Source organism: Pseudaeromonas sp. HNCC25DJ182, assembly GCF_055413365.1.
Window position 1 is genome coordinate 159634 of record NZ_JBVAYG010000003.1, and the last position, 14448, is coordinate 174081.

The following is a 14448-nucleotide window of genomic DNA, read 5'->3' on the forward strand; positions in this document are numbered from 1 at the left end:
GCCGCTCCTCCTCAGTAGTAGAAGTAGTACAGGGTGTGGAAGTAGAGGGGCGCGGTAAAGGTCAGCGAGTCCAACCGATCCAGAATACCGCCATGGCCGGGTAACAAGGTGCCGGTATCCTTGACCCCGATATCCCGTTTCACCGCCGACATCACCACGTCACCAATGAAGCCGAAGATGCCAATCTCCAGACCGACCAGTGCCGCTCGTGGCAGATCGAGCGGTGTAAACAGCGGGGTGAGCAGCAAACTGACCAGCAGGGTGGTGACGGCACCGCCCAAGAAACCCTCCCAGGTCTTGTTCGGACTGACCAGGGGCAAAATCTTGCGTTGGCCGAGGGTCTTGCCCCAGACAAATTGCGCCACATCGTTCATCTGGGTCAAAAATACCAATAAGAACAGCAGGCTAGCGCCAGTGATTATGCGATCCCCTTCGATATAGTCCGGTAGTACCAGCAAGTAGGCCATATGACTCAAGGAGAAGACCGTGGTCATCAGCCCCCAATGCAGGGTGGAGGTGGAATTGAGAAAACCCTTGGGATGCCCGGAGAGCACCAGGCGAGTCGGCAGCAGCAGGAACAGATAAACCGGAATGAAGATGATGAACATGCCGTACCAGGCCTGGACGACCCAGAAATATTGCAGCGGTATGGCGACGTAGGCCCAGAGGAAGGCCCAGCGATCCTGCTGCCGGTTCGGCGTCAGGGTAATGAACTCCTTGAACGCCATAAAGCTGACGATGGCCAGCAGTACGCTGGGCAGCGGTTGCGGCGTCACCAGAATGGGCACAAAGAAGGCGATAATCCAGCACCAGGTGCGAATGCGCAGCAGGATCTCGCCCCGTGCCGGATGGCTGGCCGGAACCCGCCAGCGGGTGATGAGATAACCGGTGGCCAGTACGCTGACCACCAAAGCAATGCCGTAATAGAGCGGATCCATAAGTGCGGTCTCCTTGTCGTCTTAATGACTCTGCGGATGGAGTAGTGCCATTCGCAGCCGATTGTAACAGGTCCATATCATCAGGCCACAGGCCAGAAGCAGCAGTATGTTGATGAGGGACGTGAAGGCATCGCCGAGCAGAGCCGTGCCCAGGGCCAGTCCACAGGCGCCGATCAGGGTGGCGCGATCACTCTTACCCATGGGACCCTCATAGCGACGGCCACCGCCAATCAGTAGCCCGGCTACTCCGGCATATTCGGTCAGCAATGCCAGCCAGATAAAAAGGGCAATGAGCGGAGCCCAGATCTCCGGCACCAGTGCCAAGGGTACGAAAAGTGCGCCATCGGCTAGGACATCACCCATCTCGTTGAGCAGTCCGCCGAGGCGACTCTTCTGGCCATAGTCCCGTGCCAGTTGACCATCGATGGCATTGAGCGCCATGCGAATAAACAAAAACAGCGGCAATCCCAACCACAGCCAGCGCGCGGCATCCAGCTGCTGCCATTGCAGCAGGCTCAGGGCTGCGCCATACCCTATGGAGAGTAGACAGGCCAACGTCGTGACCTGATTGGCGGTAACACCCCGGTGAGCCAGTCGGGCGGTAAGAGGGGCGAGCAGCGCCAGAAAGCGCGGCTTGAGTTGATAAACGCTCGGCATAACAGCTCCTTGTGGGTGGTAATGGGCGGGTCGGGTCATCGAACCGATCCGCCCCTGTCATCGTGCAGCGGCTTACGCCGTTTCGACGGCTAGTGCCACTTTGCGACCACTCAGGCGATAGCTGATAAACAGCAGACCCATGATGGCGATGAGTAGCACGCCGAAGGCGAAGACCTCCTGCGCCGGATCGAACCACTGGCTGGCCAGATAGTGCAGACCGACAAATGCCGCAATCAGCAAGTTTTCACAGAAGTTTTGCACCGCAATGGCGTGTCCGGCGCCGACGCTGGCCTGGCCGCGGGATTGCAGCAGGGCATTGAGCGGAACCACGAAGCAACCGGCGGCGGCGCCAAGACCGATGAGCAAGGCACCGGCATGCCACAACTCGGTGGCCAGGCCCATAAACAGCAGGGGAGCGCCAATCAGCAAACCGGCCCACAGGGCGCGGGGGGCATGCTCCAGGCGGATGAAGGCCCCGGCCAGACCGGCGCCGATGATGATACCGATGGAGACTACGCCGCCCAGATTAGTGGCCGAGCTGGTGTCCGCGAGTCCCAGTGCAAAGGGAACCCAGGCAAACAGCACCAGACGCAGGGTCGAACCCGAGCCCCAGAACAGGCTGGTACCCAGCAGCGAGGTGCGGGCTTGACGATCCCGCAACAAGGTGACCACAGCACCGGCAAAATCCCGCACCATCACAGTCACCGACGCCTGCTCCAGCGCGTGCACGATCGGCAGTCGCGGGATCAGCAGTGACAGCAGCACCGCCAGCGCGTAGCAGCCGGTCACGACCGCCAGCAACAGCACCAAGGAGCTATCAGCCAACCAGCCCCCGCAGACAAAGCCCAGCAAAATGGCAACTATGGTCGAGCCTTCCATCAGGCCGTTGGCCTTAACCAGCTGCTCGGTACCGCAAAGCTGGGTCAGGATGCCGTACTTGGCGGGCGAGTAGACCGCCGCCCCGATCCCGGTCAGCACATAGGCGATGATCACCCAGAGGATGGTGGCTTGATCGCCCTGCAACGCTATGGTCAGCATGACGATGCCGGAGACCAGTTTGATGCTGTTGGCGAGCCACATCACGCGTCCCTTGGGCAAGGCATCGGCCAGCAAGCCGACAAAGGGGGCCAGCAGTATGTAGGGCATGACGAAGCTGCCCTGCAACAGGGCATCCATCCCTTTTTCTGCAGATAACAGCAGCACCAGCTTGATGGCACCGACCAGGATGGCATTGTCCGCAAAGGCTGATAGGAACTGGGCAATCAGTACAGCACTCATGCCACGGGAAAAGAGCGGCTTGCTGGCCGCAATTGGGGTTGAAGTATGATGCATGGTGATCGCTCCTTGATCAGGCCGTAGCCAGGGTCTTGAGGCTGACATAGTCAATTTTACCGGTGCCGAGCAACGGCAGGGCGTCGATCCGGCGGATATCCCGTGGCACGGCCAGGGTCTGGGCTCCCTGTTCACGAGCCACTTGGCTGAGTTGTTCGGCGTTGAGTGCCGGATCCGTGGTGAACAGGACCAGCGCTTCACCCTTGCTCTCATCGGGGCGTACGCTGGCGGCATGCTGTTGTTCCGGGCTGACCAGGGCCGCCAGTTTTTCCACCACCTCCAGCGAGACCATCTCGCCGGCAATCTTGGCAAAGCGTTTGAGGCGACCGGCGATGGTGACAAAACCTTGCTCATCCACGGCGACAATATCGCCGGTGTTGTACCAACCGGTTCCCAGCTCCGAGGCCGTCGCCTCCAGTACGCCAGGATTGCTGTCCCGCAAGTAACCAGCCATCAGATTGGGACCCTTGACGTGCAGGATGCCGCCCTGCTCGATGCCCGGAACCGGGACTAGACGCCATTCGATACCGGGCAGGAACTGGCCGACCGTGCCGGTGCGATAGGCCATGGGGGTATTGACCGCTAGCACCGGGGCCGTTTCGGTAGCGCCGTAGCCTTCGAGGATGCGGATGCCGAATTTTTCAAACCACAGCTCGCGCACCGGTTGCGCCAGCTTCTCTGCTCCGGCAATCACGTAGCGCATACGGAAGAAGTCATAAGGGTGGGCGTGTTTGGCATAGTTGCCAAGGAAGGTACTGGTGCCGAACAGCACCGAGCAGTTGCGATCATAGACCACCTCGGGGATCACCTTGTAGTGCAGGGGCGATGGGTAGAGGAACAGCTTGGTCCCGGTGACCACCGGCAGCAAGGTGCCGGCCGTCAGGCCAAAAGCATGGAAGATCGGCAGTGCATTCATAAACTTGTCATCCACCGAGAAGTCGATGACCGACTGGATCTGTGCCAGATTGGCCAACAGGTTGCGGTGGGTCAACACCACACCCTTAGGCACCCCTTCAGAGCCTGAGGTAAAGAGGGTAACGGCTTCGGCCTCGCTGCGCTGGGTTGGAACCAGCAGACGGGGCAGGCACAGTGCCGCCAGCACCCACAGCTTGTCCTGCCAGGTAAAGGCGGCGCGCAAGTCTTCCAGATAGAGCACCTTCAGACTCTCCGGCAGTGCCGCGATCACCTCCTGCAGCCGAGCAGTCTCGATAAAGGCGCGGGAGCTGATCAGCGTCTGGATCCCGGCAACCCGGCAGGCAGATTCGATCCCCTGCCGACCGGCGGTGTAGTTCAGCATGGCGGGTACCCGACCGAAGGCACCGCTACCGATCATCAATCCCAGGGTGGCAGCCAGATTGGGCAGCAGCAGCCCGATGCGCTCACCGGGTGCCGCCAGCCGGGTGGTCATGCGGCCCAGCGCTAGCGTCATCTTCAGCAGATCGCCATAGCTTTGTTCCACCTGACGCATATCTTCGAGCAGCAGATAACGGCGGCCATACAGCGAGATGGCACCGAGCAGCGCCTCATACAGGGTGCCGCGGGGGCGGGAGGCAAACAGCATATGTTGCATGATGCGGCGCAGTGCTTCTCCAGCCTTGGCGCGACGTTCGTGGCTGCTGCTGGCTTGCGGCATGGCGATGGTTTCAGTCGGCATGATGGTGATGCGCATCTTGGGTAACCAGCGACGCGGATAGTGACCGCCCATGCGGCTGAAATAGGTACGCGCCGGGCCATCCAGATGCACCGGAAGCACAGTGGCGCCAGTCTTGGCCGCAATAAAGGCTGGGCCGTTATAGATCTTCATCAGCGAGCCGGTGACCGTCAGGCGGCCTTCGGGAAATATGACCACAGGACGGCCCTGTTCGATGAGACGAACGACCTGTTTCATACCCATGGGGCTTGTCGGATCGACCGGCAGATAATCAACCAGTGCCAGCAGTGGCTTGAACAGCCAGTACTCGGCAACCCAGGTATGCACCACAAACACCGGATTGCCGGGCATGAAGATCCCCAGCAGCATGCCATCCAGGAACGACTCATGATTGGCCACTACCAATACACGTTCCTGCTTCAGTGCCTGCCAGTCGCCGCGGACTCGCACGCGAAACAGCAGGGTAAATAATACGCGCAATAACAACTTAATCAGGATTCGCATCGGGATTCCCTTCCTCGTTCGGGTTTGTTACAGGGCTCAGGCCTCATCCTGCAGGTAGGTGAGTACCGCCTGCAGGGAGTCATTCAAATAGGGTTTGTCGATCCAGAAGTAGATGGTTTTGCCCTGGCGCTCATGTTGCAGAACCCCGGCTTCACGCAGGATCTTCAGATGATGGGAGACCGTCGGGCGCGAGAGGGTGGAGACTTCGGCCAGTTGACCGGCGGTCAGCCGTTCACCCGGCTCGAAGGTCAAGAGCAGTCGCTGGCGATGTTCATCCCCCAGGGCATTGAACACCTTGGCAATCTGCTGCCAAGTCTCGGGAATGGCGCGTGAGTAGTCGTGATGCATGGACTCATTTCGAATTAATTAAACATGTCGACATAATAAGTGGGTGTTCAATTTTGTAAAGTCCTGATTCTGTGAAGCGGTGCAAATTATGCTCAATACATCAGCAAAAGATGTCTGGGCCAATAGAGTAATGCCAGTTGCGTTAGCGAAGGAGAGATAGCCTGTTGAGCCAACCGTTGGCGGCAGGGATGCCGCCATCGAGCCCCCATGGAAGGGTTTACGGCGAGTTGGCGAGAGAGGTTGTCTCTCCTGAACCTCTGAACTGACAAGCATTAGGGTCTACAGAGTAGGTGTATTTCCGAGCGGGTTATGCGGTAACACCGGCTTTTGCTTGCACTTGCGCCCGCCAATCGCCAAGATCGCCGCTGATCTGTTTCTACCTTCGAGTCTGTTATGTCGAAACCCTCCAAGCCCCATGGCGCATCCCGCTCGGCGCCGTCTGCTGCGTCCGTCAAAGCCAGCCTGCACCCGCGCAATCCCCATCAGGGGCGCTATGACTTTGGCCGCTTGCAAGCCGCGTCTCCGGAGCTGCAGCCGTTTGTGCGCATCCAGGCCCAGAGCCAGCAACAGACTATCGATTTTGCTGATCCATTGGCGGTCAAGGCCCTGAACCGGGCGCTCCTGGCGGCTGACTATGGCATTCAGGGCTGGGATATCCCCGAGGGTTACCTGTGTCCTCCCATACCGGGGCGGGCGGATCATATCCATCATCTGGCCGATCTGCTGGCCAGTTGTCATAAGGGCAAGGTACCCACAGGCGAGCAGATCCGCGTGCTGGATATCGGGGTGGGCGCCAATGCCATCTATCCGCTCATTGGACATCACACTTATGGCTGGTCCTTTGTCGGCAGCGATGTCGATGCCGGTTCCCTGGCCTCGGTGGCGCGTATCCAGGCGGCCAATCCCTCACTGGCGCAGGCGCTGGTGTGTCGACGGCAGCCGGATGTCAGCCAGATCTTCGGTAACATCATCCAGGCCGACGATATCTTCGATCTGACGCTGTGCAATCCGCCGTTTCATGCATCGGCCCAGGAGGCGGCGGCCGGTAGTTTGCGCAAGGTGCGAAACCTCAATAGCCAGAAGACCCGCACTGAACAAAGGGCGAATCTAGATCAGGCGACCCTGAATTTTGGCGGCCGGCAGAACGAGTTGTGGTGCGAGGGTGGTGAGCTGCAATTTATCCTGCGCATGATCCGCGACAGCCAGCGGTTTGCCGGTCAAGTGTTCTGGTTCTCGACGTTGGTCTCCAAGGGCGAGAATGTGACGCCCATCCGCAAGGCGTTACAGGCCGCCAGGGCGGTCGAGGTGCGGGTGATCGAGATGGCGCAAGGGCAAAAAACCAGTCGCCTGGTGGCCTGGACCTTTCAACCGCTGGCCCAACAACAGGCCTGGAGTCGTTTCCGCTGGGGGTGAGAGAGCTTCTGTTGCCGGTGACTGGTGATGCATTGCTCTGGCAGGGTAAGATTGACACCATCTGCCATGAGAGCATCCATCCAGAACATCAGCTCCTGCAATGCTCCAATGTGTCTTCTCTACCATGCCAAGGGATTGTTATGAAATTCAGATTCGCGCCACCGCCATTTGCTCTGTTGCCCTATCTGGGGAAATGGCTGCTGCTGGCCAGCCTAGTCGCCCTGTTGGCAGGTACCGCTTCCGCGCTGTTTCTGTTTGCGCTGGAATGGGCCACGCAGACCCGGATCGCCAACCGCTGGTTGCTGGCCTTGTTGCCGTTGGCCGGTTTTGCGGTGGGTTGGGTCTATCTGAAAGTGGGGCAGCAGGTAGAGGCGGGGAATAATCTGCTGATTGATGAAATTCACGATCCGAAAAATACCATTCCCTTGCGCATGGCCCCTCTGGTGCTGGGGGCGACCGTTATTTCCCATCTGTTTGGCGCCTCGGTCGGCCGGGAAGGAACTGCGGTGCAGATGGGTGGTGCGTTAGCCGATCAGGTGACCCGGCTATTCCAGTTGCAGCGGGATGATCGACGGGTGCTATTGATGGCGGGGATCAGTGCCGGTTTTTCTTCGGTGTTTGGTACGCCCTTGGCGGGCGCCATCTTCGGCCTGGAGGTGCTAGCGATAGGCCGCATGCGCTACGATGCGCTGTTGCCCTGTTTTATCGCGGCGATTATGGCGGATAAGGTCGGGCTCTGGTGGGGCGTGCAGCATACCCATTACCTGATCCCGCAGATCCCCGAGGTCACGGGGTGGGGTCTGGGAGCCATGCTGATCGCAGGCGCCCTGTTTGGTCTCACCGGCAAGCTATTTGCCGTGGCGACTCACTGGCTTGGTGCCCAATTCAAACGACGAGTCAGCTATGGGCCGTTGCGGCCTTTGCTGGGGGGGGCTGTCATTGCTGCCGTCGCCTGGTTTTTCCACGGCGATCGCTATATCGGCCTGGGGATCCCGACCATCCTCGAGGCGTTCAGCCAGCCGTTACCACCCTATGATTTTCTCGCCAAAATGGGCTACACCATTGCCTCGCTGGCGAGCGGCTTCAAGGGGGGGGAAGTCACACCGCTGTTCTATATCGGCGCCACCCTGGGCAATGCGTTGGCGCCGGTGCTGCAGTTGCCGTTTCCACTCTTGGCAGGAATTGGCTTTGTCGCCGTTTTTGCCGGCGCCGCCAATACCCCGCTGGCGTCCACTCTGATGGCGATAGAATTGTTTGGTAGCGAGATCGGCGTCTATGCCGGAGTAGCTTGTGTCATGAGTTACCTCTGTTCCGGTTATGCCAGTATCTATCGCTCCCAACGGGTGGGGAGCGTCAAGACCACGGGCCAGCTTCCAGAGAACACAAAACTGGTGGATGTCGATCATTTGCGACGACGCCAGATCGCGCGGCAAATAGTGGAAAGACGCAAGCCGAAATAACCGGCTCTCGGGGCTACCAACTGTAACCGAGACCGAAGAAATGCTTCCAGTCGCTGTGCGATTCCTGAGTGCTTTGCAAGGCATCGAGTTCGGTGGAGAAGGTCGATCTCAGGTGTTGGGTCAGGCGGATGCGCATGCCTGCTTCGGCCGTGATGGCATAGTCCACTTCCTGAAAATAGGGATAGCTGTATTCGCCATTGGTGTAGAGCTCCAGTAAACCATCCTGCAGCAGAAAACGGCGATAATCCCAATTCAGCGTCAGGATGGAAAAGCGCAGATCCGGTTGACTGTGGTAACGGTAGCCCTGACGACCGAGCGTGGTGCCCAGTTCGAAACGGCCACTCTTGTCGTCATAGAAGCGATAGCCAGGCCCACTGCCATATTTGAGCTCCTGATAGAGATCATTTTGAAAATCGCGAGAGAAACTGGCGTCCCCGCGCCAAAACCAACTCGTGCTCCAAAAATAATCCAGCGAGTTGGTCAGCCCGTAATTATGGCGGTCGCGCTCGCCATTGGTTTTTTGCAATTCCCAATCGGCGTCCAGCTTGTCACGCCAATAGCCTTGCAAGAACTCGTTTGTGGTCTTCAGGCGTAGCTTGTCACTGGAATCCTGATCCCGCTCCAGATCCAGACTGAGATCCAGATTACCCTTCCAACTGAACTTTGGGCTGAAATGGGCTGGCTGCCGAATATCGGTGATCTGCTCTTGCCGCAACACTCGTTGTTGTTGCGGCGCTTTGAATTCGACCAGGCTGGCTCCGGCCGGAGGCGGCTGCTCACCCGGCGCCAGGGTGATGAGCAGGGGGTGGCTGGATTCGATGCGTTGCACCTCCGGCCAGCGAATGGACAGGGTGCCTGCGTATTTCGTTGCCAGCCGTAGCTTGCCATCCTGGAGTTGCTCGATTGTGCCACTGAGTCGATCGCCATTTTTCAGCCATATCTGATCGGCCTGCACCGGAGCGGCGAGGGCACAGTACAGGCCGATAACAATGCTGTGAGCTAGCGGCTTCACCGGTTGAGTCTCCGGCCTAGCCAAGAAAGGCATGTTTGCGTCATAAAAAAGAGAGTCAACGCCGTGGCGTGACTCTCCGCTGCAGAATGGGCGACGGCTTTGCTCAATCGAACTCCTGAGCTTCGCGCAGGCGTAGTTGGCGGGCTTCTTCTTCGTCGCGCACGGTATTGATTTCATCCAGGATCGAATCCAGGTCAACCGCTTCGGTGCTCTCTTCGAAGTGGCCGGTCAGTTTGCTCTCCGGGGTCAGCTTGCCATCTTCATACAGAGCCCACATCTCCTTGGCGTAGCGGCGGCCCAGCAGCTCGGGGGCGAACTGGCCGTAATACTCGGTAATATTATTGACATCGCGCTCGAGCATGGACTTGGCGTGGTTGTTAGCAGCGGCATCCACCACTTGGGGCAAGTCGATGATCACCGGGCCAAACTCGTCGACCAGCACATTAAACTCGGAGAGATCGCCATGGACCAGACCGGCACATAACATGCGCACCACATACTGGATCATGATGTCGTGATCTTCGATCGCTTGCTCGTCGGACATGGTGACATCGGCCAGCCGCGGTGCGACATGGCCTTCTTCATCGGTGATGAGCTCCATCAGGAGCACGCCATCGAAACAGCCATACGGCTCTGGCACCCGGACTCCGACACTGGCCAGCTTATAGAGGGCATCGACTTCGGTATGTTGCCAGCTCTCTTCTTGCTGCTTGCGTCCGAATTTGGAACCCTTCTCCATGGCCCGGGCATCGCGGCTATTCCGGACCTTGCGTCCTTCCTGGTATTGCACGGCCTGCTTGAAGCTGCGCTGACTGGCTTCCTTGTAGATTTTGGCGCAGCGAATATCGGTACCGCTACGCACCACAAAGACGTCGGCTTCTTTACCACTTTTCAATCGGCGGATGACTTCATCAACCAAGCCGTCATCAACCAGAGGTTGGATTCGTTTTGGAATTTTCATGACGTCCTTGTACCTTATTTGCGCCCGCGATGGAATCATCTGGCTGAACTTCTGTGCTTTTGCCAAGCCAGGAGCTTGGTCCTACACCCACTGCTCCTGTCTTGATCTGATCCTACCCGGCCTGTTCTCGCAGTAAAGAAACCTGAAGTGGCGGGCCTTGCAGGCCTATATATCCTTCCGTCTTCTAATAGCGGTGGGCTACGACATGGATCTGTCCTGCCATACTGACTAGGAGTGGGTTACATCCTTGCACCGTTATCTCGTGTGCTCCGTGGCGGGATTGTCCGCAGGGGATCCTGGCCCCACGATCTGAGTCCGTAGAGGGAGAGCACCATGGAAAGTCAGTTACATAGTTTGCCGGCGTTGTTTCGCCAACTGGGGTTGGCGGATACCCCCGAGGCGATTGCCGCGTTCGTGGCCCGTCAGGCGCCATTACCCGCCCACGTACTGCTGGTGGACGCCCCTTGCTGGAGCAGCGCCCAAGCCCAGCTATTAGCTCAGGCTCTGGATGATGATGCTGACTGGGCCGAGGTAGTGGATGAGCTGGACTTACTGCTGCGGGAGCCCAGGCCATGACGGGCGAACGACTGGAGCGGGATTCCATGGGAGTGATCGGTGTGGCGAACGATGCCTTCTGGGGCGCGCAGACCCAGCGTGCGCTCCTGCATTTCCACATCGGTCAGGAGCGCTTCCCGCGCAGTTTTATCCGCGCCCTGGGGCTGGCCAAGCGGGCGGCCGCCGAAACCAATATGCAGTTGCAACGGCTGGATCTACGACGAGGGGAGGCAATCGTTGCAGCCGCGATCCAGATGATAGCGGGCGAGCTGGATCCCCATTTCCCGCTGACCATCTGGCAAAGCGGCTCCGGAACCCAAACCAACATGAATGCCAATGAGGTGCTGGCCTATGTGGCCAACCGGCAACTCGGTGAACACGCGGGCACTCCTGGAGCGGTTCATCCCAATGATCACTGCAATCTGGGGCAATCGACCAATGATCTGTTCCCAACCGCTATGCATATTGCCGCGGTCGAGCAACTGCATCAGCAGTTGTTTCCGGCCTTGTTACGGTTGCAGTTCGCGGTGCAGCAGCAGGTCATGGCATGGCAGGACATCATCAAGCTGGGGCGTACTCACTTGCAGGATGCGACCCCCCTGACGTTGGGGCAGGAGTTTTCCGCTTATGTAACCCAGCTGGGGTGGGGGCTAGCGCGGCTGGAGGCGACACTGCCGCGGCTTTATCCACTGGCGCAGGGCGGGACCGCCGTCGGAACCGGCCTGAATACCGCCATTGGCTTCGCCGAACAATTTGCTACCCGGATTGCCACCCTGACCGGGCTGCCATTTACCTCTGCTGAGAATAAATTCGCCGCCCTGGCCGGGCATGAGCCGCTGGTCGAGCTCTCGGCGATGTTATCGACACTGGCCGTCAGTCTGAACAAGATGGCCAACGACATTCGCTTACTGGGATCCGGGCCGCGCTCGGGACTGGGAGAATTACGGTTACCGGCCAATGAGCCCGGCTCCTCCATCATGCCGGGCAAAGTGAACCCGACCCAATGTGAGGTGCTGACCATGGTCTGCGCCCAGGTGATGGGCAATCACACCAGCATCAACATGGCAGCCGCCCAGGGGCAGTTGCAGTTGAACGTGTTCAAGCCGCTGATGATCTACAACCTGCTGCAGAGCCTGCAGCTGTTGAGTGATGCCATGGCCAGTTTTGCCGAGTATTGCATTGCGGGCTTGCAACCGGATCGTGCACGGATGGCGGAATTACTGGAGCGCTCCTTGATGCTGGTCACGGCCCTGGCGCCGCGTCTGGGCTACGAACAGGCAGCCGCCTTGGCGCAGGCGGCACTGGTCAACGGCACCACGTTGCGGGAGGAGGTGATCCGTAGTGGTTGTTTGTCGGCGCAGGAGTTTAACCGGTGGGTTCAGCCCCAGCAGATGCTGGCCCCGCACTAGTCCGTTGGGTGCGCAGGTCCGTTCGGATATAAGAAGCCCCCGGGGAGCGGTCCGTTGGTACGGTCCTATCGCCGGGGGCAAGGGGTTAGCTCTACAGGTTCAAGCTAGCTGTGCTTAATAACTCAACCCGAAGCCATATTCGTACAGCGGATTGGCCGAGTCGTGAGCCACGTCTTCATCTTGAGCCAGTACCGCACTCCAGCTGGACGGTAACTCGAACGGCAGTTTGCCCTTGGGCGCGGCGGCACCGGTCAGGACATCGAAGAAGGCGGTATCCAGAGCGCCGAAGTTAGCCAGCAGGGCATCGATATCGCCAATCACGTCGGTCAGGATGGCCGGACGGTCGAGGTAAATCGAGGCGACGACCGGGATGCCGGCGGCTTTGGCGGCCTTGATGGCAGAATAGTCGGCACTACCGGTATAGACACCGGCATGATCGGTATCCTGGATCAGGCTGCTGCTGTCCGCGAATCCAAGCTGGCCGAAGTGTACGGTACCAAACGGGAAGTGCGGATCGGTTTCATACGGCGTGCTGATGCGCAGGATCGCCAGGTCAGCCTCCGCCGGATCTGTGACAACCGTAAAGCCATATTGCGCAGCCACAGTCGCATTGACGTTGTACAGGTAGACCTTCTTATAGCTACTGGCGATGGTTTCGGCGCTCAGCGGCAGTATATTGGCATTGTTCTTCAGCAGGACATGGGCCGCACTCTGTGCCGCGTGCCCTTTGGCCTGGAAGTCACTGTTACCGACCAGCTCGACGGCAGCCGCTTCGTCCACATAGGGATTTTCAAACAGGCCCAGATCAAACTTCTGCTTGAGGATCCGCAGTACGGATGCATCGATTTGCGCCTCGGTAACCAGACCACTCTCGACTGCTGTTAACAGATAGGCGGGTTCATCGACGCCGCCAAACTGATCGACCCCAGCATCAATGGCTTTGGCATAGCGCTCGGCGACCGTCATGCTTTCTACACCCCAGGACATACCAAACGACATACTCCAGGGGCTAACTCCGGCGGCCACTTCTTCATCGCTGAGACCAGATACGCATTTATCGACGCAGTCATTGACGATCCCCCAGTCACTCAATACCACGCCGCGGAAGGCAAAGTGACCGCGCAGCAGATCGGTCAGGATCTGCTTGTTGAAGCCAAAGCCGACTTCCTCAATCGCCTTGTCATCGTAATTCAGACCGACCGGTTTACCATAGTAGGGCATCACGGCCGCCACATTGGCGCTGAAGGCTCCCTCGAACGGCACCAGGTGATAGGCAAAGTTGTCGCCCGGATAGACTTGGTCTTTGCCATAGGAATTGTGCGGATCCAGGCCATTGAGTTGCGGGCCGCCACCGGCAAAGTGTTTGACCACGGTAATGACACTCTTGTCGTTCAGGCCACTTGTGCCCTTCTGGAACCCTTCAATATAGGCACCGACCAGATCCTTGGCCACGGTGTTACTCTCACCAAAGGTCCCGCTAATCCGTCCCCAACGCGGCTCGGTCGCCAAGTCGGCTTGCGGTGACAGGGCTTCTTGGATCCCCACCGCCCGATACTCCTGACGTGCGATATCCCCAAATTCCCGCACCAGTTCGGCATCCTTGATGGCGGCAAAACCCAGCAGCTCCGGCCATTGGGAGAAAGCACCGGCACTGACGCTGGTCGCATTTGGATCATTGGTGAAATGGTTGCGCGGGTCGGTGCTGATAGTCACCGGGATGCCGAGGCCGATCGCTTCAACGGTTTGTTGCAAGGTATTGTTATCGGCGGCAATGGTGGCCGGATCACCGGACATCCGGGTGATAAAGGTATTGACGTAATTGCTGTTGAGTACCGATGACATGGCATCGAAATTAACCCGGCCGGCACTGGTCAACGTCAGCGTACCATGCATCATCAAGCCAGCTTTTTGCGCCAGCGTCATGCGGGCTAGCAGGTCTTCAGCCCGGGTCGTACTGTCTAACCGCCAATCTTCATAAGGGTTTAATTGACTGTCTTTGTTCAGGTCTTTAAAGCTGTAGCCGTCGGCGGTCAGCAGGGTTGCACTCCGGTATCCCAATGTCGGTTGGGTATAACTCGTGGCGGGTTCCGAGTCAGAACTGCCACAACCGCTGAGTAGGGCGGCGGTCAGGGTGGTGAGAGTAAAGATCCGTGTGGTGGTTCGCATGATGAGCTCCGTCTATCTGAATATTGTTATGGGTACTGGAAA

At 58.6% G+C, this 14448-nt stretch carries 12 protein-coding genes; 4 read left to right on the plus strand and 8 right to left on the minus strand.

The features are described 5' to 3' along the window. Positions 1-11 precede the first annotated feature (11 nt). From ACZYUB_RS04065 to ACZYUB_RS04085, 5 genes are all read right to left on the minus strand, one after another. A complete protein-coding gene (locus ACZYUB_RS04065) occupies positions 12-938 on the minus strand; it encodes a phosphatidate cytidylyltransferase (RefSeq protein ID WP_463945779.1) in 927 nt (308 codons plus the stop codon). 21 nt (positions 939-959) lie between these two features. After that, positions 960-1595, minus strand: coding sequence for a CDP-alcohol phosphatidyltransferase family protein (locus tag ACZYUB_RS04070; protein ID WP_463945780.1), 636 nt, complete (start codon positions 1593-1595; stop codon positions 960-962). A 72-nt stretch (positions 1596-1667) separates the two neighbouring features. Next, positions 1668-2927: a lysophospholipid transporter LplT gene (gene lplT, locus ACZYUB_RS04075; RefSeq protein ID WP_463945782.1), complete on the minus strand. Its 1260-nt coding sequence runs from the start codon at positions 2925-2927 to the stop codon at positions 1668-1670. Between the two features lie 16 nt (positions 2928-2943). Further along, positions 2944-5082 carry a bifunctional acyl-ACP--phospholipid O-acyltransferase/long-chain-fatty-acid--ACP ligase gene (gene aas / locus ACZYUB_RS04080; RefSeq protein WP_463945784.1) on the minus strand — a complete coding sequence of 713 codons (2139 nt, stop codon included), beginning with the start codon at positions 5080-5082 and terminating at the stop codon, positions 2944-2946. Between the two features lie 36 nt (positions 5083-5118). Continuing rightward, positions 5119-5430, minus strand: a complete 312-nt coding sequence (locus ACZYUB_RS04085) for an ArsR/SmtB family transcription factor (RefSeq protein WP_460884998.1) — start codon at positions 5428-5430, stop codon at positions 5119-5121. A gap of 393 nt (positions 5431-5823) precedes the next feature. On the opposite strand from ACZYUB_RS04085, the gene rlmF reads away from it, so the two are divergent. Both rlmF and ACZYUB_RS04095 read left to right on the plus strand, forming a co-directional pair. Continuing rightward, positions 5824-6843 (plus strand): 23S rRNA (adenine(1618)-N(6))-methyltransferase RlmF, encoded by a 1020-nt coding sequence (gene rlmF, locus ACZYUB_RS04090; protein ID WP_463945786.1) that lies wholly within the window; start codon positions 5824-5826, stop codon positions 6841-6843. 140 nt (positions 6844-6983) lie between these two features. Beyond that, entirely contained in the window at positions 6984-8303 is a 1320-nt protein-coding gene (locus tag ACZYUB_RS04095; protein WP_463945787.1) for a voltage-gated chloride channel family protein, read from the plus strand. A 13-nt stretch (positions 8304-8316) separates the two neighbouring features. On the opposite strand, the gene ACZYUB_RS04100 is transcribed toward ACZYUB_RS04095, so the two are convergent. Together ACZYUB_RS04100 and ACZYUB_RS04105 are read right to left on the minus strand one after the other, a co-directional pair. Further along, on the minus strand, positions 8317-9315 hold the full coding sequence (locus tag ACZYUB_RS04100) for a DUF481 domain-containing protein (RefSeq protein WP_463945789.1): 999 nt from the start codon (positions 9313-9315) through the stop codon (positions 8317-8319). A gap of 103 nt (positions 9316-9418) precedes the next feature. Beyond that, on the minus strand, positions 9419-10276 hold the full coding sequence (locus tag ACZYUB_RS04105) for a PA4780 family RIO1-like protein kinase (protein WP_463945790.1): 858 nt from the start codon (positions 10274-10276) through the stop codon (positions 9419-9421). Between the two features lie 333 nt (positions 10277-10609). Between ACZYUB_RS04105 and ACZYUB_RS04110 the strand changes: the two genes are divergently transcribed. Together ACZYUB_RS04110 and fumC are read left to right on the plus strand one after the other, a co-directional pair. After that, on the plus strand, positions 10610-10852 hold the full coding sequence (locus tag ACZYUB_RS04110; protein WP_463945792.1) for a DUF2789 family protein: 243 nt from the start codon (positions 10610-10612) through the stop codon (positions 10850-10852). Next, positions 10849-12240: a class II fumarate hydratase gene (gene fumC, locus ACZYUB_RS04115; RefSeq protein WP_463945794.1), complete on the plus strand. Its 1392-nt coding sequence runs from the start codon at positions 10849-10851 to the stop codon at positions 12238-12240. The genes ACZYUB_RS04110 and fumC overlap by 4 nt, the downstream gene beginning before the upstream one ends. A gap of 114 nt (positions 12241-12354) precedes the next feature. On the opposite strand, the gene ACZYUB_RS04120 is transcribed toward fumC, so the two are convergent. After that, a complete protein-coding gene (locus ACZYUB_RS04120) occupies positions 12355-14406 on the minus strand; it encodes a glycoside hydrolase family 3 protein (protein WP_463945795.1) in 2052 nt (683 codons plus the stop codon). Positions 14407-14448 lie beyond the last annotated feature (42 nt).

Excerpts from the sequence above, each read along its gene's own strand:
- ACZYUB_RS04065 (WP_463945779.1), bottom strand. The coding sequence starts at position 938 with ATGGATCCGCTCTATTACGGCATTGCTTTGGTGGTCAGCGTACTGGCC.
- ACZYUB_RS04070 (WP_463945780.1), bottom strand. The coding sequence starts at position 1,595 with ATGCCGAGCGTTTATCAACTCAAGCCGCGCTTTCTGGCGCTGCTCGCC.
- lplT (WP_463945782.1), bottom strand. The coding sequence starts at position 2,927 with ATGCATCATACTTCAACCCCAATTGCGGCCAGCAAGCCGCTCTTTTCC.
- aas (WP_463945784.1), bottom strand. The coding sequence starts at position 5,082 with ATGCGAATCCTGATTAAGTTGTTATTGCGCGTATTATTTACCCTGCTG.
- ACZYUB_RS04085 (WP_460884998.1), bottom strand. The coding sequence starts at position 5,430 with ATGCATCACGACTACTCACGCGCCATTCCCGAGACTTGGCAGCAGATT.
- rlmF (WP_463945786.1), top strand. The coding sequence starts at position 5,824 with ATGTCGAAACCCTCCAAGCCCCATGGCGCATCCCGCTCGGCGCCGTCT.
- ACZYUB_RS04095 (WP_463945787.1), top strand. The coding sequence starts at position 6,984 with ATGAAATTCAGATTCGCGCCACCGCCATTTGCTCTGTTGCCCTATCTG.
- ACZYUB_RS04105 (WP_463945790.1), bottom strand. The coding sequence starts at position 10,276 with ATGAAAATTCCAAAACGAATCCAACCTCTGGTTGATGACGGCTTGGTT.
- ACZYUB_RS04110 (WP_463945792.1), top strand. The coding sequence starts at position 10,610 with ATGGAAAGTCAGTTACATAGTTTGCCGGCGTTGTTTCGCCAACTGGGG.
- fumC (WP_463945794.1), top strand. The coding sequence starts at position 10,849 with ATGACGGGCGAACGACTGGAGCGGGATTCCATGGGAGTGATCGGTGTG.
- ACZYUB_RS04120 (WP_463945795.1), bottom strand. The coding sequence starts at position 14,406 with ATGCGAACCACCACACGGATCTTTACTCTCACCACCCTGACCGCCGCC.